This is a genomic window from Aquabacter sp. (assembly GCF_965279295.1).
GTDB lineage: Bacteria > Pseudomonadota > Alphaproteobacteria > Rhizobiales > Xanthobacteraceae > Aquabacter.
Genome location: NZ_CBDIHQ010000013.1, coordinates 175001 through 197715 on the forward strand (window position 1 = coordinate 175001; position 22715 = coordinate 197715).

Here is a 22715-nt window from a genome sequence, read left to right on the forward strand (position 1 = left end):
CCAGCCACCCGGTGGGCAGCGGCAGCGCGTCGTTGTTGAGCGGTTTATAGGTCCCACTCAGAGAACCGTCAACTGCCCTTGTTCCCGCTCGGCCAAAATAATCAGCCGGCTGTGGATAACACTTCCATGACAAAGCTTGGAATCGTTGTGGTGTAAGGCTTTTTGGATTTGGCTGACTTTTCTCTCCGCAGGCGGAAGCCGGGCTGAAGCCGGGTCGCTGCGGATTTTTCCGCGCCTTTTTCTCTTCGGCGCCCGCGAAGCTTCATTGCACAGAACGCGGCACGCAACGCGATAAGTGATGGGAATGCTCGGTTTCGGCGCTCCCCTAATACGTGCGTGCGTGCGCGCGAGCCCGAGTGGACCTGGACGCGGTGATGCCGAGGGGATGATCCGGCGCAGAAATGACATCCTGTCGGCATCCCACCGATGCCCATCCGCGCAAGGGATGGGAGCGATGCCGTTGCAGCGGCACGCCTATTGGGCCTTGCCATCCTTTCGCCTTGTCCGCACCTTCACATCCGCGCCGATCGCTTCGCTTGGCGCGGAGCGGTCGGGCGTGGGCCGGGCATGGCGCCGGCGGATTGTTGGGGATTTCGCCCCGCGCGTTTCTCGCGGGCTTCAGCGAAGGGTGTAGGGTTTGCAGCACAGACGATCGGCCGGAGCCTGGCGCGACGCGACAAGCGCGGCCGGGCTCGGCGACGAGCCCCCGCTCGGCGTCGATGGCGGTGAGGAGGAGATCGACCGCCGCCGTATTTCGGTGCGCTGGCTGTTGGCTACCCTTCTGACCGGCCTATGCGGCAGTTTTCTGATGGGCGGCGCGGTCTATGCGGCGCTCGACGGCGACCATCGCTTCGCTTCCATGCCGGAAACCGTGCGCAATGTGCTGCGCGGCGCGCTTGCGGTGGGAGAGAAGCCGTCCAATTCCGCCCGCAAGGGCGATCGCATGTCGCTTCTTGCGGAAGCCTCGACCGCGCGTCAGACCTTCCGCCTCTCCACCACCACCAAGGTGGGGGACCGCGAGATCATCAAGGTGCGGCCCTATACGCGTGTCGCCGCCAATCTCGCCATGTCCACCACCAGCGTTTCGGTAAATATCCCGCGCTTCAACCCGGCGCAGATCGTCGCCCAATCGGCTGACGCAGAGCAGGCTGTGCCGCAGGCCGAACCGACCGGGGAAGTCACTGTCGTCACACGCGATCTCGCGGCGCTGCCCGCTGGCACGAAATTCGGCTCCACCGTCCCCATGGAGGATGTGCTGGTTAAAGTGCGGGAGGTGGCGGAGCTTGCCCGCAGCCAGCCCGCGCCGGCCGCCCTGCCCGCCGCGATCACCGGCATCGGGCTGAAGCCCGGCACGCCCCCCTCCCCCTATATGGCCTATGCAACGGAGGGCAATTACCCCTCCGCGCTGCCGGCGCCAAAGCTCGACTTGCCGGAAAACCTCTCGTTCCTCGGCAAGACGTCGAATGAAACGTCGGGCGGCAACGATTGGTCGGACCAGACCGTGGTGGTGAAGAAGAGCGACACCATCTACTCCATCCTGGTCGACAACGGCATTCCCCAGGATGAAGCCCGCGCCGCGGCCCAGGCGTTCCAGCGTGGCAAAGATGGGACAGTGAAGGACGGGTGGCGCGTCCGCCTTCTGCTCCAGAACACCAACCGCGTGAACCATGCCATGCGCGTGTCGCTGTTCAGCGACGCCGGCCATGAAGGCACGGTGGCGATGTCTGACACCACCAACAAGTTCGTCTCGGTCGCGGAAACCACGGAAACCGATGTCGGCGGCGTCTCCGAAGACACCGGGGATGACGATGACGGACCCGGCATCCGGCTTTATGAAAGCCTCTACGAGACTGCGCTGCGAAACGAAATGCCCCGCAGCACCGTCGCCGATTTGGTGCGGATCTATTCGTTCGACGTGGACTTCCAGCGTCGCGTGAAGCCGGGCGACAATTTCGAGGTGCTCTACACCGAAGACAACGGCGACCCGGAAGTGCTCTACGCAACCCTCACCACCAATGGCGAGACCCGGCGCTATTACCGTTTCCAGACCACCGACGACGGACTGGTCGATTATTACGACGAGGACGGCAAGAGCGCGAAGAAGTTCCTGGTGCGCAAGCCCATGGCGGGGGGCATCATGCGTTCGCCCTTCGGCTACCGCCGTCACCCCATTCTCGGCTATTCCAAGCTTCATACCGGGGTCGACTGGTCGGACTCTGTGGGAACGCCGATCTATGCCGCAGGCAACGGCACGGTGATCTATGCCGACTGGAAGTCGGGGTATGGGCGCCATTCCGAGATCCAGCACGCCAACGGCTATGTCACCACTTATTCGCACCAATCCGGCTTCGCAAAGGGGCTTCGGGTCGGCCAGCAGGTGCGGCAGGGCCAGGTGATCGGCTATCTCGGCTCGTCCGGCCTCTCCACCGGTCCCCATCTGCATTACGAAGTGAAGATCAACGGCTCCTTCGTCGATCCCATGCGCGTGAAACTGCCCCGCGGGCGCGCTTTGGATGGGCGCTTCCTCGCCGACTTTAGGAAAGAGCGCGAGCGGATCGAGGCGCTTCTCACCCACGCGCCCGTGGCACCGAAGGTGGCTTCGGCGGCGTCCGGGACCACCCGGTAGCTCCGCGAATGCGGACGCCATTTAAAAAAAAGGCCGCGGGGCACACGCCCGCGGCCTTTCTTTACTTGCCGACGCCCGCCCGCTGTAGGCGGGAGCCTGACCTCAGGCGGCCTGGCCCAGAACCACCTCGGGCGCGAAGGTGAGGCGCCCGCCCTCCACGCCGATGCGCACCAGGGCACCATCCATGACGTCACCGGCAAGGATTTTCTCCGCCAGCGGGTCCTGCACAAGCTTCTGGATGGTCCGCTTCAGCGGACGCGCTCCATAGGCCGGGTCATAGCCCTTGTCGGCGAGGAAGGTCCGCGCCTCGGGTGTCAGGTCGAGCACGATTTTGCGGTCTTCCAGAAGCTTGGCGATCCGCCCCATCTGGATATCCACGATTGCGCCCATCTGCTCCCGCTTCAGGCGGTGGAACATGACGATCTCGTCGATCCGGTTGATGAACTCCGGACGGAAATGACGCCGCACGGCCCCCATCACCAGTTCATAGGCCTCTTCGTCCGAGACAACCTTTTCCTGCTCGTAGCCGGGCAGGCCGAAACCCACCGGCTGGCGCGGATCGGCGAGGAATTCCGCACCGAGGTTCGAGGTCATCACCAGAAGGGTGTTGCGGAAGTCTACCGTCCGGCCCTGCCCGTCCGTCAGACGCCCATCGTCGAGCACCTGGAGAAGGACGTTGAACACGTCGGGATGGGCTTTCTCCACCTCGTCGAACAGCACCACCTGATATGGCCGGCGCCGCACGGCTTCGGTGAGCGTGCCGCCCTCCTCGTAGCCGACATAGCCGGGAGGGGCGCCGATCAGGCGGCTCACAGAGTGCTTCTCCATGAATTCCGACATGTCGATGCGCACCATGGCGGTGTCGTCGTCGAACAGATAGTTCGCGAGCGCCTTGGTCAGCTCTGTCTTGCCCACCCCGGTCGGGCCGAGGAACAGGAACGAGCCGATCGGCCGGTTCGGGTCCTGCAAGCCCGCGCGGGAGCGCCGCACAGCGGTCGAGACCGCAGCCACCGCCTCGCTCTGGCCGATCACCCGTTTGGCCAGCTCAAGCTCCATCTTGAGCAGCTTCTCGCGCTCGCCCTCGAGCATCTTGGTCACTGGCACACCGGTCCAGCGTGAGACCACGCCGGCGATGTGGTCGGGCGTCACCGCCTCTTCCATGGTGCCGCCTTTGCCGGCGGCCTCCACATCGGCGAGGCGCTTTTCCAGGTCGGGAATGACCGAATAGGTCAGTTCGCCCGCCTTCTGGTATTCGCCCTGCCGCTGGGCCGATGCGAGATCGGCCCGCGCCTGGTCGAGCTTGGCCTTCAGCGTGGTCGCCTCGCCGAGCTTCTCCTTCTCCGCCTTCCAATTGGAAGTGAGGACGGAGGCGCGCTCCTCAAGATCGGCCAGTTCCTTCTCAAGCCGCTTCAGCCGGTCCTTGGAGGCCGTATCGGTCTCCTTCTTCAGGGCCTCCTGCTCGATCTTGAGGCGAACGATGTCGCGGTCGAGACTGTCCAGCGCCTCGGGCTTGGAATCCACCTGCATGCGCAGGCGCGAAGATGCCTCGTCCATCAGGTCGATGGCCTTGTCCGGCAGGAACCGGTCGGTGATGTAGCGGTTCGACAGGGTCGCCGCCGCCACCAGGGCGCTGTCGGTGATGCGCACGCCGTGATGCAGCTCGTACTTCTCCTTCAGCCCGCGCAGGATGGACACCGTGTCCTCCACCGTCGGCTCGGAGACGAACACGGGCTGGAAGCGACGGGCCAAAGCCGCGTCCTTCTCCACATGCTTGCGGTATTCATCCAGCGTGGTGGCGCCGACGCAGTGAAGCTCGCCGCGCGCGAGCGCGGGCTTCAGCAGGTTGGACGCATCCATCGCGCCGTCGGTCTTGCCGGCACCCACCAGGGTGTGCATCTCGTCGATGAACAGAATGATGCCGCCTTCAGCCGACTGGACTTCGTTGAGCACGCTCTTCAGCCGCTCCTCGAACTCCCCGCGATATTTCGCCCCCGCGATCAGCGAGCCCATGTCGAGCGCGAGCAGGCTCTTGTTCTTCAGGCTTTCCGGAACGTCGCCATCGACGATGCGGCGGGCGAGGCCCTCCACGATCGCGGTCTTGCCGACGCCAGGCTCGCCGATGAGAACCGGATTGTTCTTAGTGCGGCGCGCCAGCACCTGGATGGTGCGGCGGATTTCCTCGTCGCGGCCGATCACCGGGTCGAGCTTGCCGTCCCGTGCCGCCTGGGTCAGGTCGCGGGCATATTTCTTGAGCGCGTCATAGGCGTTCTCGGCCGTCGCGGTGTCGGCGGTCCGGCCCTTGCGAAGGGCCTCGATAGCGGTGTTCAGCGCCTGGGGCGAAAGCCCGGCACGCGCCAGGATCTTCCCGGCCTCATTGTCCTTCTCGATGGACAGGGCAAGCAGAAGCCGTTCGACGGTGACATAGCCGTCACCGGCCTTCTTGGCCGCCTGCTCGGCGGCGTCGAATACCCGCGCGATCTGCTGGCTGAGATAGATCTGCCCGCTGCCGCCCTCGACCTTGGGCAGCTTTTTCAGGGCGGCCTCGACATCAGCGCGCACCATGACGGGATCGCCGCCGGCACGCTGGATCAGGCCGGAGCACAGGCCCTCGGGATCGTCCATCAGCACCTTCAGCAGGTGCTCGGGGACGAACTGCTGATTGCCTTCGCGCATCGCCAGGGACTGCGCGGACTGCACGAAACCGCGTGCACGTTCGGTATAGATTTCAAAATTCATGCGTCTCTCCTCCTTGCCATTCCCAACGCCTCGATCGAGCACGCGGGAATGTCCGGGTGCGGCGCCGATATCCCGGCCGCCGCGACGGGCGCGCAACTTGCGACCCGCTAAGGCTCATGTGGGTGTCGCCAAGCGAGAGCGGAAGGGGGGCCGAACATCCCGCTGATGATTTTTGCAGCAGATCCCGCGACCGCCACGATGGGCGTCACTTTGGATGGTTCGCGGGTTTATGGTTCGCGGGATATGGCGCGTCGGAGCCTTGACCCTCGCCCACCAGGAATGCGAGCCATAAGTGCCCGCACCCAGGATGTCATTATGCCAGGAGCCGCCATGCCCCCTGCCCTCCTCGTCGCCATCAACCGATATCCTGTGAAGGGCTTTTCCGCCGAACCCATGAGTTCGGTTGCGCTCGAAGCCGGCCACTTCTTCCCGGGCGACCGGCTTTATGCGGTTGAGAACGGACCGAGCGGGTTCGATCCGGCGGCACCCGCCTATATCCAGAAAACCCAGTTCCTCGTCCTGATGCGCAATGCCCGCATTGCCGCGCTCAAGACGCGGTTTGACCATGAGAGCCAGACCTTCACCCTTGCGCGCGACGGTGCCGTGGTCGCTGAAGGCGACATCTCCACGCCGGAAGGGCGCGCGGCGATTGAGGATTACCTCACCATCTACATGGAGAAGGAAGCGCGCGGACCTTTGAAGGTGCTGGAAGCCCCCGAGGGGCACCGATTTACCGATTCCCTGCGCGCCGGCTTCGTGTCCCTCCTCAACCTCGCCAGCGTGCGAGACCTTGAGGCGAAGATGGGGGACGCCGTGGATCCCATCCGCTTTCGCATGAACCTGCACCTGGACGGGCTGGACCCAGGCTCCGAACTGGAGCTGTCCGGGCGCATCCTGGAGATCGGCCCGGAGGTCCGCCTCAAGGTCCTGAAGCGAACCGAGCGGTGCGCGGCGACCAGCGTCAATCCCGTGACGGCGGAGCGTGATCTCAACGTGGTGAAGGGCCTTCACAAAGGCTACGGCCACACTGACTGCGGCATCTACGCGAAGGTGGTCACGGGCGGGCGCATCGCGCCTGGGGATATGGTGCGCGTGGTTTAATGGCTGCGTTCGATGCACCGCAACATGCGGATGCTCAGCCTCCAGCGGCGAGCTGAGGCCTGCCCAAGAAAATGTGTTGATACCTAAGGGCCGCCGTTCCACCCTCCGCTTCGAAAGTTGCGGAGAAGCTGGATGCCGACGGTTCGTTCGAGGGGGGCCTGGCTGGCAGATTTGTCGGTCCAGTGGAAGTTCGCTCTCGTCCTGACCTTGATGATCGCCATCATGCTGGTGCTTCTCGGCACCTCCAAAGTCACATTGAACGCCGCCGACACCGCCCAGACCGAAGCGGAGGAACTGGCAGCGCTCATCAATCAAACCAACTTCACGGTGCGCACCCTTAGCCGCCGGCAGATTTCCCTCATCCGAACGCTGTTCGCCCGGACCGACACGAACGTCCGCAATTACGAGGTCGCGGTTCGCGACGCGGAAGGCAGTTTCGACAAGCTACAGGAGATGACCCAGCAGGACCCCGTGCTGCGCGCCTCGGCAGACCGCGCGGCTGCCCTGAATGATCGATGGACCCAGATCATCGCGGCGCCTGTGGTCGCTTTGTCCGAGCAGGTCGCGGCGGGTCGCGCGTCCTCTGCCGAGCGTGACATCGGGCTTGAGGTCTTCCTCGTCGCGGAAACGGCTGAAGGCGGAAGCCGAAGCATCGCCGCTTTGCTGGATCAATTGAACTCTTCGGCGAATGCCCAGCTTGCCGCTGCCCGTGAGAACCTCGACCGCCACGAGGATCTGCTGAACACGGTGAACATGATCGCCCTGGCCGCGACCTTGCTCGCCGGCATCGGCTCGTTTTTTCTGACTGCGCGCTTCATCGCTCAGCCGCTGCGAAACCTTGCCGGCCTGATGGAGCGGCTCGCGGACCACGACCATTCCATCGACATTCCGCATCTGGACCGGCGCGACGAGGTCGGGGTGATCGGGCGCGCGCTGAACGTGTTCAAGGCGATGGAGATCGCCACCTTCGACAGCAACTGGGTCAAAAGCTCCATCGCCGTCCTGACGGTCAAGCTTCAGAAGTCGAACGACATCCCCACCTTCGTCGACGCGTTGCTGTCCGACCTTGCGCCGCAGGTCAACGCCGGCGTCGCGGTGTTTTACCTGTTCGACCCGGACGCCAAGACGCTCGATCTTACCGGAAGTTATGGCTTCGACAGGAACGACGGGCTCTCCACCCGTTTCCGCCTCGGGGAGGGTCTGCTCGGCCAATGCGGCGCGGAGCGCAAGCCGATCCGTATTTCCCCGGTTCCCAGCGATTATCTGCGCATTCAGTCCGCCACGGGGGGGGCTGCCCCGCATTCGGTTCTGCTGCTGCCGCTGCTCAGCACGGATCGCCTTCTCGGTGTGATGGAACTGGCGAGCTTCGAGCCGCTGGAGGGCCGCAAGCTGCGCCTGCTGGAGGATGCCGCCCCCACCATTGCGCTATCCCTCGACAATCTACTGCGCGCACTCAAGACCAGCCAGCTTCTCGACCAGAGCCGCCGCCAGTCTCACGAACTGCGCACAGCGGAGGAGGAATTGCGGGCCCAGCAGGAGGAGTTACGCACCACCAACGACCAGTTGCAGCAGCAGTCCCAGCGGCTCATCGCTTCCGAGGAAGAACTTCGGGTCCAAGCGCACGAACTCCAGGTCTCGAACGAGGAGCTTCAGCACAACAGCGATCGACTCAACGAACAGAAGGACCAGCTTGAGGTCCTGCAACAGGAAACCTTGGCGAAGGCAAACGACCTGGAACGGGCGAACCAGTACAAATCCCAGTTCCTCGCCAACATGTCCCACGAATTGCGCACGCCGCTCAACAGCCTGCTCATCCTGTCCCATGATCTCGCAGAGAACCATGACGGCAACCTGAACGAAGATCAGATCGAGTCCGCCACCATCATCCACGGCAGCGGCGCGAACCTGCTGCGCCTCATCAACGAAATTCTCGACCTCTCAAAGGTCGAGGCGGGCAAGATGGATGTGTCCGTTGAACCCGTGAGCATCCGTGCCTTCGCGCAGAGGATGGAGCGCAATTTCCGCCACGTCGCGCAGGAGAAGGATCTCCGCCTCACAGTGACGATCGCCGAGGACACGCCGGCGTCGATCGCCAGCGACGAAGGCAAGCTGGAGCAGATCACCAACAACCTGCTGGGCAACGCCTTCAAGTTCACGTCCGAGGGGGCCGTGGATGTGACCTTCTCTTCCGCCGGCCAGGGGTATCTCGCCATCGATGTGGCCGATAGCGGCATCGGCATTCCCGCCGACAAGCTGGAGAGCATCTTCGAGGCATTCGAGCAGGTGGATGCGAGCACCCGTCGCCAGTTCGGCGGCACCGGCCTCGGCCTCGCCATTTCCCGCAGCCTCGCGACCCTGCTGGGCGGGTCCGTGACGGTGCAAAGCGAAGTCGGGGTGGGAACCGTGTTCCGCTTCCTGGTCCCGGTCGGCGGCGTTGCCCAGGAGGAGGCGATCGGCGAGGCCGTGGTGCATTCCACGACCTCCCCCATCCTGGTGCCCCGGCCGCGCCCGGTGGCGGTGCCTGATGATCGCGACCGGCTGCTGGACGGGACGCCGCGCATCCTCATCATCGAGGATGATGCCACATTCGCCCGCACCCTCATGGGACTCGTGCGGCGCAAGGGCTACCAGGCCCTGGCGGCCGGCGATGGCGAAGGCGGCCTGCTTCTCGCCCACATGCACAAGCCCACCGGCATCCTCCTCGATATCGGGCTTCCGGGCATGGATGGCTGGGAGGTGATCGAGCGCCTCAAGGCCGATACCTCCACCCGCCATATCCCCGTGCATATCGTGTCAGCCCTGGACGAGTCCCGTCGTGGCCGGGAACTGGGCGCCGTCGGCTTCCTTACCAAGCCGGTGAGCGCGGATGATCTTTCCGGCGCGCTCTCGGTTCTAACGCATTTTTCCGCCGACCGGCCCCGGCTGGTGCTGGTGGTCGACGACGACGCGACCGCCCGTTTCGCCGCCCACAAGCTGATCGCCCGCGAGGGCATCGACGTGAAGGAGGCGGGCAGCGGCGAGGAAGCCATCAGCCTCATGTCGGACATCGCCTTCGATTGCGTGGTGCTCGACCTCGGCCTTCCCGGCATGTCGGGCTTCGATGTGCTGGAACATATGGCGAAGCGCGATATCCAAGCGCCGGTCGTGGTCTATTCCGGACGGGACCTGACCAGCGAGGAAAGCCTGCGCCTGCGCAGCTTCACCGACAGCATCGTCGTGAAGGGCGCGCTGTCCCCAGAACGGCTGCTCGACGAGGTGAGCCTGTTCCTCCACAGCGTCCAGCATGCCCCGCGCGCGGTCCCGGTCGAGCCGGGCGGCGAACTCAGCGGCCGCATCGCGCTGCTGGTGGACGACGACATGCGCAACATCTACGCCCTCGCCAAGGTGTTGCGCGGCAAGGGCATGGAAGTCGTCCTGGCGCAGGACGGCGCAAAAGCTCTCACCCAGCTGTCGGAACGGACAGACATCGAAATCGTTCTCATGGACATCATGATGCCCGTGATGGACGGCTACGAGGCCATGACCGAAATCCGCAAGCGGCCAAGCATGATCCGCCTCCCCATCATCGCGCTGACGGCGAAAGCCATGAAGGATGATCGCGAGAAATGCCTGGCCGCAGGAGCCAGCGACTATCTCTCAAAGCCCATCGACGTGCCACGCCTCCTCTCGATGATCCGCTCGTGGTTGCCGGTGAAATGATCTCTGACACCGACACCACCGCGCTGGAGGATCTCGAAGTCGATCTGTTCGTCGACGCCCTCTATCGACGCTACGGCTATGATTTCCGCGATTACGGCCGGGCATCGCTGACCCGCCGCATCCGCAATCTCGCGCGCCAGTTCAACGCCGCCACCATCTCCGACCTCACGGCGCAGGTGCTCCACCTGCCCGAGCGCATCGGCGACGTGATCTCGGGGCTCTCGGTGCCGGTTTCGGAATTCTTTCGCGACCCGGAAATGTTCCGGGTGCTGAGGGAGACGGTCCTGCCGACGCTCGCGTCCTATTCCCGGATCAACGTCTGGCAGGCTGGATGCGCGCGGGGAGAAGAAGTGTACTCTCTGGCGATCCTGCTCACGGAGGCCGGGCTCTACGGGCGCACCCATATCTTCGCCACCGACATTGCGGATTCTTCGCTCGCCAGCGCCCGCGAGGGCATCTTCCCTGCGTCCGACCTGCCGGACGCTTCGCGCCGCTACATCGCCAGCGGGGGGACCCGGAGCTTGGCGGATTATTACCACACCCGCTATGAACTCGCGAAGATGGACGAGCGGTTGGTGTCCAACGTCACATTCGCGAAGCACAATCTTGCGACAGATGGCGTGTTTTGCGAAGCCCATCTCATTTTATGCCGCAACGTGCTGATCTATTTCACCGACCGATTGCAGGATCGGGTCCTCACGCTGTTCAGCCAGTCGCTGGTGCGCGGCGGCTTTCTTTGCGTGGGATCGCGTGAAAACCTGCAATTTTCTGCCGCAAAGCAGCATTTTGATGTTGTGGACGCGGAAGCGCAGATATATCGGCTAAAGCGGAGCTTTTGAGAGATCGATGGCGGTTGTTGCGATCGGAGCGTCCGCGGGTGGGCCAGCCGCCCTGCAGATCCTTGTCGCCCAATTGCCCGCCGACCTTCCTATTGCAATCGTCGTCGTTAATCACCTGGGTCCCGAGGGGCCGGATTTGCTCGCACATATTCTCGCGCACGATGCAAAAGTACCCGTGATAACGGCATGTGAGCGCACCCCTGTGCTGCCGGGGGTTGTATATGTTGCCCCACGGGGGTACCATTTGATGATTGAGCGTGATCGGCGCTTTGCTCTTTCCGTGGACCAGAAAGTGCGCTTTTCGCGTCCCTCCATCGACGTCTTGTTCATGAGCGCCGCCGAGACCTATGGAGCGGAATTGGTCGGTGTCGTCCTGACGGGGGCGAGCGCGGACGGCGCCGAGGGATTGCGCGCCATCCGCCGGAACGGAGGCCGCGCTTTCGTGCAGGCCCCGGAAGAAGCCGAAACGCCGACCATGCCGGCCGCCGCCCTGGCCTTGGCGGGTGCTGATTTTTGCGGACCTCTTTTAGCCATTGCTCAACGCATCAACCAAATTGGCCGAGCATGAGCGTGCCTCACCAGGAAATCATGGACTTTTCTCCCTTGCCCAAGATCCTCGTGGTGGACGATGTCTCCGCGAATCTGGCTGCAATGCGGCGCTTGCTGGTTTCGGTGAAGGCCGACATCCATGTGGCGCATTCGGGTAATGAAGCCCTCGCGCTCTGCCTCGACCATGATTTTGCGCTCGTCCTGCTGGACGTGCAGATGCCGGACATGGATGGGTTTGAGGTCGCCGCCTACCTCAGCGAGAATCCTGCGACGTGCGGCATTCCGGTGATCTTCGTCACCGCCGCCTATCTCGACGACATCAATCGCCTGAAGGGCTACACCTTTGGCGCGGTCGACTACATCTCCAAGCCGATCAACGATGCGGTGCTGCTGTCCAAGGTCACGGTCTTCCTGGATCTGCACATCAGCAAGCTCCGGTTGAAGGCCACCATGGAGGAACTGGAGCGCCGGAACCGTCAGCTTGAGCAGGAAATCGAGGAGCGCCGCCGGATCGAGAAGCAGATCCGCCATATGGCGACTCACGATTCCCTGACCGGCCTCGGCAACCGCATCCTGTTTCTGGACCATCTCGTCCGCGCTGCCGCATTTTCGGAGCGGCATGGCGAGCCGTTCGCCCTGCTCTATATCGACATCGACGGCTTCAAGCAGGTCAACGACACCCACGGTCACGACGCGGGCGACAATCTGCTCTGCGCCATCGCGCAGCGTCTGCGCAACAGCCTGCGGCAGGAGGACATCACCGCGCGCCTCAGCGGCGATGAGTTCGCCGTCATCGTCGCGCCGGTTGCGGATCGCGCGGAGGCCCTCAGGCAGGCCGAGCGCATTTGTACGATGCTATGCGAGCCCTATGCGATCATCTCCGCCGGGAGTGGCCTGAAGGTGGTGGTGGGCGCGAGCATCGGTGTCGCCATGTATCCGACCCACTCGAAGGACTACAGCGAGTTGATGCGCATGGCCGATGCCGCCATGTACCGCGTGAAGCAGAACGGCAAGAACGGCGTTCTTGCCGCCGACTAGCCACGTCGCTTCGCTCGCTCTGTCTGACATCCCCTCGCTGGGCGCTTCGACGAGACCCGCGCGGACAGCTTGAAACCTCCGCCATGCTTCAGCCAAAGCTTGCCCGCTTATCGCGGACGATGACCCATCGCGCTCTCATGAAAGACTGAGCTGGATATGGAACACCCTCTGAAATCGTCCGCTCGCGCAGCCACAGCCGCCGCCATGGGCGCAGTTTTCCTGCTCGCGCCGACGCTGACGGCGAACGCCCACGATGAATGTATGTCACACCGTCCAGCGCACGCCTCTCCGACACGGACCGGATGAAGAAGGCGAGCTTCCCGTATTTCATCCGGTACAAAAACAAGGTCGATCCGTTCAACAGCAACGTCGATGAGACCTTCAAGCTCCACTATCCGGGCGATGCTTCCAACAAGCTGACGACGATCTACGATCTCGGCATCGTGGGTCAGACCCGCACCGGGGCGCTGGAGCGGGGCTCCGCGATCAGCGCATGGAAGAAAGAGATCGGCGTGAAGTGAGCGCCGCAGAGGCAGATTTCGAGCGAGGTTGGGCGTCGCCGCCCCCCGCCGAGCTTCAAACCGCGACCGGCGCGCCGGCGCGCAATGCCCAACGCCGTCCGTCGTGACGCAGATCGGTGAAGCTGAGCGGCTCCACGTCGATGAGCCAGAAGGCGCGCGCGGGCGCGCCGAGAACATGCAGGATCGCGGCGCGGACCACCGCCGCGTGGGTCACCACGATGGTATGGCCCCGGTCGCCGGCATGTGCCTCCATCCATGCGGCAACCCGCAGCAGCATGGCGGACACGGCTTCTCCTCCATGGGGCGCAGCATCGACGTCGGTGAGCCAGAGCAGCAAGCCGTCCGGGTTTTCCGCCTGAATGTCGGATAAAGCGCGGCCGGCCCAACGGCCGTGATCGAGATCGCGCAATGCGGCGTCCTCTTCCACCTCCAACTGGAGCGCCGCCGCTGTCTGCCGGGTGCGGCGTGCGAGGCTGGAGAAGACCCGGTCCGGTCGGCGCACGGCATGTCGCAAGGCCGCCGCTTGGGCCAAAGCCGCCGCTTCCAAGGGCTCATCCAACGGAAAAGAAGCGCGCCGTGTCGCCGCAGTCGCACCGTGGCAAATGAAGGTGAAACGGTGGCTCATGATCCAAGTGCGGCTGGACGGCCCCTCCACCAAGCAAAAAAGGCACGACGTTCATTGACACAGGTTGGCATGCCCGCCTAGCCTTGCCCGCTGCTCGTGTACTGGAAGCCGGTGTAAATCCGGCACGGTCGCGCCACTGTAATCGGTTTGGCATTCAAGCCGTAAGTCAGACCTGTCCGTGAGCCGCCATCTTCATCCGTTGGGACGCGTTATCCCGGGAGTGTATTTATGTCCGATATTGCCCTGAAACCCGTTGCTGCCCCGGCCGCCATTCCTGTCGGAGAGATCCTTCCCTGGGCCGTGTTCGCCGGGCTGATCCTGCTGCTCGTCGTTTATTTCGTCGGTGCGGAAGAGGGAGCCACCTCCCTGATCCCAGGCATGTATGTCCACGAATTCCTCCACGACGGCCGCCATCTCCTCGGCTTCCCCTGCCACTGAGGAGACGACCATGGTTGGAAAACTTCTGCTGCGCGGCATGATTGTCGGCTTCGTGGCCGGCCTCCTCGCGTTTGGCTTCGCGAAAGTGTTCGGCGAACCTGCGGTCGACCGCGCCATCGCCTTCGAGGAACAGATGAGCCAGGCCAAGGGCGAGGCCCCTGAGCCTGAAATCGTGAGCCGCGAAGTCCAGGGCGGCTTCGGCCTGTTCACCGGGATCGTCACATATAGCGCTGCGCTCGGCGGCCTGTTTTCGCTCGCCTTCGCCTTCACCTACGGCCGTGTCGGCAAGCTCGGCCCACGCGCCACGGCGGCGCTCCTGGCGCTCGGTGGTTTCGTCGCCCTCGTCCTCGTGCCCGGATTGAAGTATCCCGCCAACCCGCCTTCGGTGGGAGACCCGGAGACCATCCGCTACCGGACCGAACTGTTCTTCGCCATGCTGGTGATCTCGGTGGGTGCCCTGTCATTCACCGTGTTTCTGGCCCGTCGCCTCCTGGCGAAGCACGGGGTCTGGAATGCGAGCGTGATCGCCGGGGCTGCCTTTCTCGCCATCATCATCGTTGCAAACACCGCCTTGCCCGAAATCAACGAGGTGCCGGAACAATTTTCAGCGAACCTGCTGTGGCAGTTCCGGGTGGCGACCCTGGGGATTCAGACAATCCTCTGGGCCACCCTGGGCCTTCTTTTTGGCTATGTGGCGGAACGCAGCCTGACGCCGCAGCCATTCACCGGCCGATTTGTCGCCGCGACCGGGCGCTGAGGCACTCCAAACGGCATGAATACGCCGCGCGGTCACAGATGGAACGGCCCCGGCCTTTGCGCCGGGTTCGTTCTTTCTTTTTTACTGGCGCTGTCAGCGGCGCACGCACACACGGGCAGCGCCAGTGCGGGCCGATCAACCGACGGCCTGCCGATCCCCAATCTGACACATGGCCAGATGGCGGTGATTTCCGACAACGCCGCTGAAATCCTCGCGATCGCGAAGCAGCAGGGGCTGACCGACCCCACCTTTCGGCGCCTGCTGAACTTCTCCGCGCTCCAACGCACCTATTGCCTGTGGAGCGTCGTTCCGGGCAGCCTCGCCGATGAGGAAAGCCCGTTCAACGAATGCACACATGCCTATCTCGCGGCGCTGCGCGCGCTGCTGGTGCATATGCAGGATATGCCGGGTGCAGGCGCCTCCGTGCGTCCGCTGATCGATAAGATCGAGCGCGAAATGATCGCGCGGGATGCCTCCCTCATGATGTGCCGCTACAGCGGCGAGGCGTTCAACACTGCTGAAGTGGTCATGCCCCACTGGGCGGACATCCTCTCCCACACGCCGAGCCTGCTCGCTTTCGGCGGCGTTGCGGCGCTGTGCGCCGCCGCCGTCTCCGCCCTCGTGCCCGGCAGGCGATCCCCACCCGAAGCGGCCAATCCCGGCAATGAGGAGACGCGATCCTAGGATTGCAGCGCCGCAGACGGCGCGCTTGCGCTGGAAACCGCGCGCGATTCCGGGCAGATGTCTTCTGGATCGCGCTCGCTTGAGCCGAACGCGCGTCACGCGGCGGATGCCGCGTCCCTCCAATTCAGCCGACGGGTGTCGCCGGCCTTCAACAGGAACGCACACATGAGCATTGTCCGCCTCGACAAGGGCCAGCGCATGAGCGAAGCCGTGATCCACGGCAACACGATCTATCTCGCCGGCCAGGTGGCAAAGGGCGCGGACGTGGCGACGCAGACGCGCGGCGTCCTCGCATCCATCGATGCGCTGCTGGCCCGTGCCGGCAGCAGCAAGGCGAACATCCTTTCCGCCACGATCTGGCTCTCAGACATCGCGAATTTCGCTGAAATGAACAGCGTTTGGGACAGCTGGGTCGACAAGGACAACCCGCCGGCCCGCGCCACCAGCGAAGGCAAGCTCGCCACGCCGGACTACAAGGTCGAGATCATCGTCGTGGCCGCGAAGGCCTGACGCGCAGGTTTACCGCATCCGCCGGTCTGGAATCGCTGAGCGATTTCGGCCCGGCGGGGTGGTTGAGGCATGCGCTCGCAGCTGAGCGCATGACGGATCACGCCGCCGCTGCCAGAGCATCCCGCAGCGCCTGGACCTTCGCGTTCAGGCTGATGAGTTCGGACACCTGCATTCCCGAGCGGGCGAGCAATGCTTCGCCCAGGCATACGCACCGCTCCCGGATCGCCCGCCCCCGGTCCGTCAGGCGAACCTGCACCTGTCGCTCGTCTTTTGGATTGCGGGCGCGCGACACCAGCCCCGCGGCCTCCAGCCGTTTCACCAGGGGCGTCACCGTGCTTGATTCCAGCGCCAGCCGCTCCGCGATGGCGCCGACCGTCCGGTCGTCGCTTTCCCAGAGCGCGTGCAGCACCAGATATTGCGGATAGGTGATGCCAAGCTCATCGAGCATCGGCTTGTAGGTGCGGTTGATCGCCATGCTCGCGGAATAGAGCGAGAAGCACAGCTGATCGTCGAGCGGCAGGGGAACAGCCATGATGGCCTCCTCAGGTGAAGCGCCTTTATCGGTCGATATATATCGCGATAAACAAATTGCTGGACAAGCCCCAAACGGCCGGCTAAAAGCAATTTATATATCGCCATAATAAATATCGCGATTATCAATGGAGATTTTTCGATGCCGGTCAATGTCCTCTACAGCACCCGCGCTTCGGCTACCGGCGGTCGCGATGGCCAAGCCCGCTCGGAAGACGGCACGTTCGAAGTGAAGCTTTCGACGCCCAAGGAACTCGGCGGCGCCGGTGGCGACGGCGTCAACCCTGAGAAGCTGTTCGCCGCCGGCTATTCCGCCTGCTTCCTAGGCGCCATGAAAGTGGCCGGCCAGCAGTTGAAGCTGAAGGTTCCGGCCGACGCGACCGTCACCGCCACGGTGGGCATCGGCCCGCGCTCCGAAGGCGGGTTCGGCATCACAGCCGATCTCTCGATCAACCTACCTGGCGTCGAGCGGTCCGACGCGCAGAAGCTGGTCGACCTGGCCCACCAGATTTGCCCCTACTCCAACGCCACGCGCGGCAATCTCGATGTCGGTCTGACGATCGTCTGACCGACAAGCTCGCGTCCCGTGAACACCACTGCCGGCTTGCATCGGGCGCCGGCGGTGGTGCCTTTTGGGCGCCTGACGTACAGACCGGGCCAGCGGCTGGGCGATCCAGCGTATTCGCCGGCGCCTTGCCCCGCAGTCCCTTTGCCAGCAGTCGCCTTGCCCGTGATTGCTCGCCGGAGGGCTCGCCGAGCGCCGCTTGGGTGCCGGCGCCCCGTTGGTTCTGGTGCACGGCGGAGTGCCCCTGGATCTATCGGGTCACTGAATACACAGGCGTTCGCGCAGCTCGCGCTGTGCAATGATGGGGCGACAGGCGCCGAGCTTCTGCGGCGGACGTCATTCTCCGAGGCGCAGAGGATGAGGCGCCGGGCCGGCCTTGACGGTATTCTCGATCCGTCCGAGTTGATCCACCTTCACCTCGACCGAGTTGCCCGGCTGAAGCCAGGGATAGCGGTCTTTTCCGTGGGTCAGCGAAAGTTCCAGAATGCAGCCGGTGGCGCAGGTTCCCGACCCCAGGACATCGCCCGGAAGGAGCGTCGCGCCGCGCGAGGCGAAAGCCGCCATCTCCTCGAATGACCAGTAGATGTCGGCAAGGTTTCCGCGCGTGTATTCGACACCATCGACGCTGCACGTCATGGTCAGGTCGAACGCCGCGCCCTTCCGAAACGTCTCGATCTCATCCACAGTGACGAGGCACGGACCGAGCGTCGTGGCGAAGTCCTTCGCCTTGGCCGGGCCGAGGCCGACCTTCATCTCCGTGCGCTGAAGATCCCTGGCGCTCCAGTCGTTCATGATGGTGTAGCCGATAATGTGCCGGCCCGCGTCTTCGGGACGGATATTGCGCCCCTCCCGACCGATGATGGCAGCCACCTCCACCTCGAAATCCAGCCGCTGCGTGCCCGGTGCGCTTTCAATCTGCGCGCCATGGCCGATCAGAGCGGTGGGATTGGTGAAGTAGAAGACCGGGATCTCGTACCACTCTTGCGGCAGTTCCTGCCCCCGGCTGCGGCGCCCCATCTGGGCGTGCTGCTCGAAGGCGTAGAAATCGCGCACCGAGGGCGGTCGCGTGATCGGCGGCAGAAGCGATAGTCCCTCGAACGACAGGACATCGCTGGGATCGGCGAGAGCCCGCTCGCCGGCCCGATGTAGCCGCTCTCCATCATCTCCCAAAAGGTCGATCAATCGCACGCCTGCGGCCAAGGCGCGGACTTGACCATCCTTCAGCAGACCGACCCGCTCCCGCCCGCCGTCATCGGTGAAAGACACCCACCGCATGCGATTTTCCTCCGCATCGTCTCATGAATGGAGCAGACTTTTAGAGCCGTGTTTGATTTCATCAAAGGCACCGGCCGTTCCGCAGCCGACTGCGCCGCAACCCCGCGTACCGGCGGTGAACTGAGCAGATCCGAACCGGCCTTCGGGTGGCTCAGTCGAGGACGCGGACTGGGTTTCCGGCGCGCCAGGCGGCGATGCATTCCACCGTGCCGCCGTAGAAGATTTCGTAATTGCTTTTCGTCACGAAGCCGAGGTGCGGCGTGAGCACGACATTTTCCAGCAGCGCCAGTGGGTGGCCGGCGGGCAGCGGCTCCTCTTCGAACACGTCGAGGCCTGCCATGATGCGCTTTTCAAGCAGCGCCGCGATCATGGCCGGCTCGTCGATGATGCCGCCGCGCGACGTGTTGACCAGGATGGCGCCCGGTTTCATGCGCGCGAATTCCGCTGCACCGATAAGGCCCTTGTTGCGCGGGCCGAGCACGAGATGAATGGAGATCACGTCGGATGTCTCCATCAGCTGCTCTTTCGTCACCGCTGTTGCGCCCGCTTCCGCCGCGCGCTCGGGCGTGAGGTTGGTGCTCCAGGCGATTGTCTTCATGCCGAAGGCCTGTGCGATGCCAGCCATTCTCGCGCCCAGCTTTCCAAGGCCGAGGAGGCCCAGGGTCTTGCCGTGAAGCGTCGTGCCAAGCGTCGACTGCCATTGGCCGGCCACGACCCGCTGGTGCTCGGAGGGAATATGGCGGGCGCACGCGAGGATAAGACCCCAGGCCAATTCCGGGGTGGCATTGGAGGATTCGCCGCCTTCGGTGTGGCACACGGTGATCCCGAGGCCCCGTGCCGCTTCCCTGTCCAGCGTGCGCAAATGCGTGCCGGTGTAGACGATGAGGCGCAGCTTGGGCAAAGCGCGCATCAGGTCCCCGGTCATGGTCATCCGCTCGCGCATCAGGCACAGCACGTCGAACTCCGCCAAAGCCTGCTTCGCGTCGTCGTCGGGCAGAGGACGGTCGAAGACGGTGATGGAAACGTCGTCGCCGAGCGAATGCCAGTCCGCCATGCGGAGCGCGACATTCTGATAATCGTCCAGTATCGCGATCCGCAGCATTTAAGGCACCAATCGTTTCAGGCCAAAGCAGGAGCCCGCTCGATTTAGCCGACGCGCCGCGTGCAGGGAAGCCGAACAGGGCGCCGGATTGTCCGTCAGGATGCGGTTGCGCGTGCTCTTGTCGGGAAACCCGTCGATCAGCACGTCAGCGGTGCGGTTGCGTCATCGATGGCGATGGAGCCGTGGCGTCAGTCCTGTGAACCCGCGCCGCGAAGCGCATGCACTTCGGCTTCTAGTTCAGCGAGCCTCTGGCGGAGCGGCATGACGGCGTCCGCGACCTGCTGTTCCGTAAACCGTGGGGTGATGTGTTGGGGGCAATTCCAGTCGAACGCATCAAGCCTCAGGCGAAAGATCCGTTCGATCTTTGCCTTGTAGGAGGTCGTAGCGACCAAAGCAGCCAATGACGGGTCCGCATCGGGCGCCAAGGTCTCCACATGAGCGTAAATCTTCAGGCGCGCGCGGCGGGGATAGTCCATAAGGAACAGGCAAACCCGTCCATCCGCCGCCAGATTGCCGGTGCTGATATATTGGCGGTTGCCGCGATAATCCGCGAACGCCAGCGTGCGGTCGTCCACCAGCTTGAGAAAGCCCGGCGGACCGCCGCGGTGCTGGACATAAGGCCACCCGGTTTCCGAAACCGTCGCCATGTAGAAGCTGTCACGCTCCGCAATGAATGCCGCTTCGTTCGCTGTGAAGCGGTCGAACGCACGGTCGGCCGACAAATCCTCCCAGAGATGATCCGCGCCCATTTCGGCTTGCACCGTGCGGACACTGGGCGTCACCGCGATGTCGAGAAACCCATACGACATGGCGCACCTCTTCCTGGCGGCGAGTGGGAGCGCAACACCGACCCCGCACCTTCGCTCGCCGTGGCAGAAGGATGGACATTTTCAGTGGCTATAAAAATCGGGTAATTCTGAGAGCCTCTCTTCCGAAAATTGGTGGGATGCCGTGGATCGCCTCGAAGCCATGTCGATGCTGGTGACGGTGACGCAAACCGGTAGCCTTTCCGCCGCGGGGCGCGCTCTCAAGGTGCCGCTTGCCACACTGAGCCGAAAGATTTCGGATCTCGAGGCGCTGCTTGGCACGCAATTGCTGATCCGCACGACGCGCAAACTCACCCTTACCGATGCCGGCACCGTTTATGTCGCCGCCGCGCGCCGGATCCTCGAACAGGTGGAGGAGGCGGAGCGCGAAGCTGTCGGCGAATTCGACGCGCCCCGGGGTGAACTGGTTCTCACGGCACCCATTCAATTCGGCCGCCTGCATGTCCTGCCGGTGGTGGCGGATTTCCTCGGCCTTTTCCCTGACATCAGGGTCCGATTGACGCTGTCCGATCGCAGCCTCGACCTCATCGATGCGCATGTCGACATGGCAGTGCGCATCGGCCGGCTGCCGGACAGCTCGATGGTGGCGACGCAGGTTGGGCTTATGCGGACCATCGTGTGCGCCAGCCCCGCGCTTTTGGACCGCTTCGGCACACCCGAGGTCCCGGCCGACCTGCTAAAGTTGCCGTGCGTGGCGATCGATACGCCGGTGCCATCCCTCGGCTGGCTGTTCCGGGCACCGGTGTCCGGCACGGTGATCGACGTTCCCATCGTGCCGCGCCTTTCGGTGACCACCACAGAGGCGGCGGCGGACGCCGCCATCCGCCATGTCGGGGTCGCGCGGCTGCTGCACTATCAGGTGGCTGACGCTGTGACGGCCGGCGATCTTCGTATCATTCTTGATGCGTTCGAGTTGCCCCCCGTACCGGTGAGCCTGTTGCATGTCTCGCGTGCGCAGATGCCGCTGAAGATGCGCCGCTTTATCGACTTCGCCGCCCCTCGCTTGCGGCAGGCGTTCATGAAGTCGCTGGCCAATTTCGAGACAGCCGTTCCATGACGCGTTGATCTGCGTCAGGCATCGTTTGAGGCTGCACCGGTCGTGCGGGAGAGGGATAACCCTGCGCCCGCAGAAAGCAGTGAGGGTTCGTGTTCCCGGCCAAATTCAACCTTGGTCGCTCTCGTCCTCACCCGGCGCACCCTGCGCTCTTCTTTCTAAAAATATAAAATATTGCGATAATTGATTTTATCGTAGATAGTAGTATTTCAAATAAATATTGAAGATAGAATCTTTTGTACGATTTTTGACATCGTATTTTTGTTCTAAATTTTCACTCATCTGCGCTCGTCGTGAGTTTTATTTTCTTATCGCTGCCGTAGTCGCCGCCCACTTAAGCGAGGCCGTATGGCCCGGTGGAGCGCTGGGCGTGAGGAAACGCAGTTTTACACCCATTTCGATGCTGGGTTGGGCCTATCGACAGGAGCTTCCCATGACGCTGAGGACGCAAGAGACCACGGTTACGTTCGCACATCCGTTCCGCCTCAATGCATTGCAGGATCTTTTGCCGGCAGGCACTTATCGGCTGGTCACGGACGAAGAACAAATCCCCAACGTGTCGTTTCTCGCCTATCGACGCACGGCGACCATGATGCACACACCTGCCATTTCCGAGCATCACGGGGTGAGCGCCTGCCTGACCGTCAATCAGGCGGACCTGGACGCAGCCCTTCTGCGAGACCGGAAAAAGTCGAGTTGATCCGGGCAACACCAGCCACCATTCCCGAAGGGAATAAGCTCATGGCGCTCCAGTTTCCCAATTCCAGCCGGATCTTCAACGAGGCCCGAGGGTGCGTCACGTTCTGGGGACACGATTCCACGTTCGAGATCGCCTTCCATGTGGATCAGGACGTCCTCCAGCGTTTTGCCCCCCACGAGGCCAGTGATGAAGCCGCTTCGCTGCGTGCCTTCGATGGCAACCGCAGAAAAATCGAACATGCCGCGAACGGCGTCTATTCCAAGAAGCGGCGCAGCTTCAACCGGCTTTCAACCTCCGACTTCTGACGGCCCATTCCCTCTAGCGGACCAACGCGTTCGCGCAGCTTGGAAGGCCGCGGCGCTTCCCCCGGATCGGCACTCGGCTTGGGGACGGGAGAGGCTGTGAGGACGAAACAGGCGCTGGGGGCCGGACAGGCCGGGGCTTCTTGCACGCTCCACGGAACGGATTGCGGCCGTCCAATGTTCTTTCTGCTTCGGTCAAGATCGACCCGCACACGATCGATGTCCGCGCACTTGCC

The 22715-nt window shown here is 63.5% G+C and carries 21 protein-coding genes and 1 riboswitch; of the genes, 15 read left to right on the plus strand and 6 right to left on the minus strand.

Annotated features, from left to right (window positions below; all coding sequences use genetic code 11):
- Window positions 1-637: 637 nt before the first annotated feature.
- Complete coding sequence (locus ADADO0_RS07855) at window positions 638-2626, plus strand: peptidoglycan DD-metalloendopeptidase family protein (protein WP_511304563.1); 1989 nt, start codon at window positions 638-640, stop codon at window positions 2624-2626.
- 102 nt (window positions 2627-2728) lie between these two features.
- On the opposite strand, the gene clpB is transcribed toward ADADO0_RS07855, so the two are convergent.
- Window positions 2729-5362, minus strand: coding sequence for an ATP-dependent chaperone ClpB (clpB, locus tag ADADO0_RS07860; protein ID WP_511304564.1), 2634 nt, complete (start codon window positions 5360-5362; stop codon window positions 2729-2731).
- A 330-nt stretch (window positions 5363-5692) separates the two neighbouring features.
- Here clpB and ADADO0_RS07865 point away from each other — a divergent pair, with 330 nt between their 5' ends.
- From ADADO0_RS07865 to ADADO0_RS07890, 6 genes are all read left to right on the plus strand, one after another.
- Window positions 5693-6463 (plus strand): MOSC domain-containing protein, encoded by a 771-nt coding sequence (locus ADADO0_RS07865; RefSeq protein WP_511304565.1) that lies wholly within the window; start codon window positions 5693-5695, stop codon window positions 6461-6463.
- Window positions 6464-6595: 132 nt separating this feature from the next.
- Window positions 6596-10162 carry a response regulator gene (locus tag ADADO0_RS07870; protein ID WP_511304567.1) on the plus strand — a complete coding sequence of 1189 codons (3567 nt, stop codon included), beginning with the start codon at window positions 6596-6598 and terminating at the stop codon, window positions 10160-10162.
- The gene (locus ADADO0_RS07875; RefSeq protein WP_511304568.1) at window positions 10159-11001 is read left to right on the plus strand and encodes a CheR family methyltransferase; all 843 of its coding nucleotides are present in this window, start codon (window positions 10159-10161) and stop codon (window positions 10999-11001) included. The genes ADADO0_RS07870 and ADADO0_RS07875 overlap by 4 nt, the downstream gene beginning before the upstream one ends.
- Window positions 11002-11008: 7 nt before the next feature.
- A complete protein-coding gene (locus ADADO0_RS07880; RefSeq protein WP_511304569.1) occupies window positions 11009-11569 on the plus strand; it encodes a chemotaxis protein CheB in 561 nt (186 codons plus the stop codon).
- A gap of 20 nt (window positions 11570-11589) precedes the next feature.
- Entirely contained in the window at window positions 11590-12588 is a 999-nt protein-coding gene (locus ADADO0_RS07885) for a diguanylate cyclase (protein ID WP_511304570.1), read from the plus strand.
- A 257-nt stretch (window positions 12589-12845) separates the two neighbouring features.
- Window positions 12846-13109: a hypothetical protein gene (locus ADADO0_RS07890; RefSeq protein ID WP_511304571.1), complete on the plus strand. Its 264-nt coding sequence runs from the start codon at window positions 12846-12848 to the stop codon at window positions 13107-13109.
- Window positions 13110-13164: 55 nt separating this feature from the next.
- Here the strand turns inward: ADADO0_RS07890 and ADADO0_RS07895 are convergent, their stop codons facing one another.
- A complete protein-coding gene (locus ADADO0_RS07895) occupies window positions 13165-13734 on the minus strand; it encodes a histidine phosphatase family protein (protein ID WP_511304572.1) in 570 nt (189 codons plus the stop codon).
- 76 nt (window positions 13735-13810) lie between these two features.
- Window positions 13811-13960: riboswitch (adenosylcobalamin (AdoCbl) riboswitch) on the plus strand.
- Between the two features lie 2 nt (window positions 13961-13962).
- On the opposite strand from ADADO0_RS07895, the gene ADADO0_RS07900 reads away from it, so the two are divergent.
- The 4 genes from ADADO0_RS07900 to ADADO0_RS07915 all read left to right on the plus strand — a co-directional run bounded on the left by ADADO0_RS07900 (window position 13963) and on the right by ADADO0_RS07915 (window position 16123).
- Window positions 13963-14172, plus strand: a complete 210-nt coding sequence (locus ADADO0_RS07900) for a CbtB domain-containing protein (protein WP_511304573.1) — start codon at window positions 13963-13965, stop codon at window positions 14170-14172.
- Window positions 14173-14182: 10 nt separating this feature from the next.
- Window positions 14183-14929 carry a CbtA family protein gene (locus tag ADADO0_RS07905; RefSeq protein ID WP_511304574.1) on the plus strand — a complete coding sequence of 249 codons (747 nt, stop codon included), beginning with the start codon at window positions 14183-14185 and terminating at the stop codon, window positions 14927-14929.
- A gap of 177 nt (window positions 14930-15106) precedes the next feature.
- On the plus strand, window positions 15107-15613 hold the full coding sequence (locus ADADO0_RS07910) for a hypothetical protein (RefSeq protein ID WP_511304575.1): 507 nt from the start codon (window positions 15107-15109) through the stop codon (window positions 15611-15613).
- A 165-nt stretch (window positions 15614-15778) separates the two neighbouring features.
- Complete coding sequence (locus ADADO0_RS07915) at window positions 15779-16123, plus strand: RidA family protein (RefSeq protein ID WP_511304576.1); 345 nt, start codon at window positions 15779-15781, stop codon at window positions 16121-16123.
- Between the two features lie 97 nt (window positions 16124-16220).
- On the opposite strand, the gene ADADO0_RS07920 is transcribed toward ADADO0_RS07915, so the two are convergent.
- Window positions 16221-16655, minus strand: a complete 435-nt coding sequence (locus tag ADADO0_RS07920; protein ID WP_511304577.1) for a MarR family winged helix-turn-helix transcriptional regulator — start codon at window positions 16653-16655, stop codon at window positions 16221-16223.
- 141 nt (window positions 16656-16796) lie between these two features.
- Between ADADO0_RS07920 and ADADO0_RS07925 the strand changes: the two genes are divergently transcribed.
- Window positions 16797-17222: an organic hydroperoxide resistance protein gene (locus ADADO0_RS07925; protein WP_511304578.1), complete on the plus strand. Its 426-nt coding sequence runs from the start codon at window positions 16797-16799 to the stop codon at window positions 17220-17222.
- A gap of 333 nt (window positions 17223-17555) precedes the next feature.
- Here ADADO0_RS07925 and ADADO0_RS07930 read toward each other — a convergent pair whose 3' ends face one another.
- The 3 genes from ADADO0_RS07930 to ADADO0_RS07940 form a co-directional block, all read right to left on the minus strand.
- Window positions 17556-18494 carry a fumarylacetoacetate hydrolase family protein gene (locus ADADO0_RS07930; protein WP_511304579.1) on the minus strand — a complete coding sequence of 313 codons (939 nt, stop codon included), beginning with the start codon at window positions 18492-18494 and terminating at the stop codon, window positions 17556-17558.
- Between the two features lie 151 nt (window positions 18495-18645).
- Window positions 18646-19596, minus strand: a complete 951-nt coding sequence (locus tag ADADO0_RS07935) for a D-2-hydroxyacid dehydrogenase family protein (RefSeq protein ID WP_511304580.1) — start codon at window positions 19594-19596, stop codon at window positions 18646-18648.
- 188 nt (window positions 19597-19784) lie between these two features.
- Entirely contained in the window at window positions 19785-20405 is a 621-nt protein-coding gene (locus ADADO0_RS07940) for a pyridoxamine 5'-phosphate oxidase family protein (protein WP_511304582.1), read from the minus strand.
- A 142-nt stretch (window positions 20406-20547) separates the two neighbouring features.
- Here ADADO0_RS07940 and ADADO0_RS07945 point away from each other — a divergent pair, with 142 nt between their 5' ends.
- The 3 genes from ADADO0_RS07945 to ADADO0_RS07955 all read left to right on the plus strand — a co-directional run bounded on the left by ADADO0_RS07945 (window position 20548) and on the right by ADADO0_RS07955 (window position 22482).
- Window positions 20548-21480, plus strand: coding sequence for a LysR family transcriptional regulator (locus tag ADADO0_RS07945; RefSeq protein ID WP_511304583.1), 933 nt, complete (start codon window positions 20548-20550; stop codon window positions 21478-21480).
- A 430-nt stretch (window positions 21481-21910) separates the two neighbouring features.
- Window positions 21911-22177 carry a hypothetical protein gene (locus tag ADADO0_RS07950; RefSeq protein WP_511304584.1) on the plus strand — a complete coding sequence of 89 codons (267 nt, stop codon included), beginning with the start codon at window positions 21911-21913 and terminating at the stop codon, window positions 22175-22177.
- A gap of 41 nt (window positions 22178-22218) precedes the next feature.
- Window positions 22219-22482, plus strand: a complete 264-nt coding sequence (locus tag ADADO0_RS07955) for a DUF1488 family protein (protein ID WP_511304585.1) — start codon at window positions 22219-22221, stop codon at window positions 22480-22482.
- The last annotated feature ends 233 nt before the right edge of the window (window positions 22483-22715 follow it).

Coding starts and splice junctions, on each gene's coding strand:
- ADADO0_RS07915 (WP_511304576.1), top strand. CDS start 15,779: ATGAGCATTGTCCGCCTCGACAAGGGCCAGCGCATGAGCGAAGCCGTG.
- ADADO0_RS07925 (WP_511304578.1), top strand. CDS start 16,797: ATGCCGGTCAATGTCCTCTACAGCACCCGCGCTTCGGCTACCGGCGGT.
- ADADO0_RS07935 (WP_511304580.1), bottom strand. CDS start 19,596: ATGCTGCGGATCGCGATACTGGACGATTATCAGAATGTCGCGCTCCGC.
- ADADO0_RS07880 (WP_511304569.1), top strand. CDS start 11,009: ATGGCGGTTGTTGCGATCGGAGCGTCCGCGGGTGGGCCAGCCGCCCTG.
- ADADO0_RS07910 (WP_511304575.1), top strand. CDS start 15,107: ATGGCGGTGATTTCCGACAACGCCGCTGAAATCCTCGCGATCGCGAAG.
- ADADO0_RS07940 (WP_511304582.1), bottom strand. CDS start 20,405: ATGTCGTATGGGTTTCTCGACATCGCGGTGACGCCCAGTGTCCGCACG.
- clpB (WP_511304564.1), bottom strand. CDS start 5,362: ATGAATTTTGAAATCTATACCGAACGTGCACGCGGTTTCGTGCAGTCC.
- ADADO0_RS07955 (WP_511304585.1), top strand. CDS start 22,219: ATGGCGCTCCAGTTTCCCAATTCCAGCCGGATCTTCAACGAGGCCCGA.
- ADADO0_RS07885 (WP_511304570.1), top strand. CDS start 11,590: ATGGACTTTTCTCCCTTGCCCAAGATCCTCGTGGTGGACGATGTCTCC.
- ADADO0_RS07900 (WP_511304573.1), top strand. CDS start 13,963: ATGTCCGATATTGCCCTGAAACCCGTTGCTGCCCCGGCCGCCATTCCT.
- ADADO0_RS07930 (WP_511304579.1), bottom strand. CDS start 18,494: ATGCGGTGGGTGTCTTTCACCGATGACGGCGGGCGGGAGCGGGTCGGT.
- ADADO0_RS07865 (WP_511304565.1), top strand. CDS start 5,693: ATGCCCCCTGCCCTCCTCGTCGCCATCAACCGATATCCTGTGAAGGGC.
- ADADO0_RS07875 (WP_511304568.1), top strand. CDS start 10,159: ATGATCTCTGACACCGACACCACCGCGCTGGAGGATCTCGAAGTCGAT.
- ADADO0_RS07895 (WP_511304572.1), bottom strand. CDS start 13,734: ATGAGCCACCGTTTCACCTTCATTTGCCACGGTGCGACTGCGGCGACA.
- ADADO0_RS07920 (WP_511304577.1), bottom strand. CDS start 16,655: ATGGCTGTTCCCCTGCCGCTCGACGATCAGCTGTGCTTCTCGCTCTAT.
- ADADO0_RS07905 (WP_511304574.1), top strand. CDS start 14,183: ATGGTTGGAAAACTTCTGCTGCGCGGCATGATTGTCGGCTTCGTGGCC.
- ADADO0_RS07870 (WP_511304567.1), top strand. CDS start 6,596: ATGCCGACGGTTCGTTCGAGGGGGGCCTGGCTGGCAGATTTGTCGGTC.
- ADADO0_RS07950 (WP_511304584.1), top strand. CDS start 21,911: ATGACGCTGAGGACGCAAGAGACCACGGTTACGTTCGCACATCCGTTC.
- ADADO0_RS07890 (WP_511304571.1), top strand. CDS start 12,846: ATGTATGTCACACCGTCCAGCGCACGCCTCTCCGACACGGACCGGATG.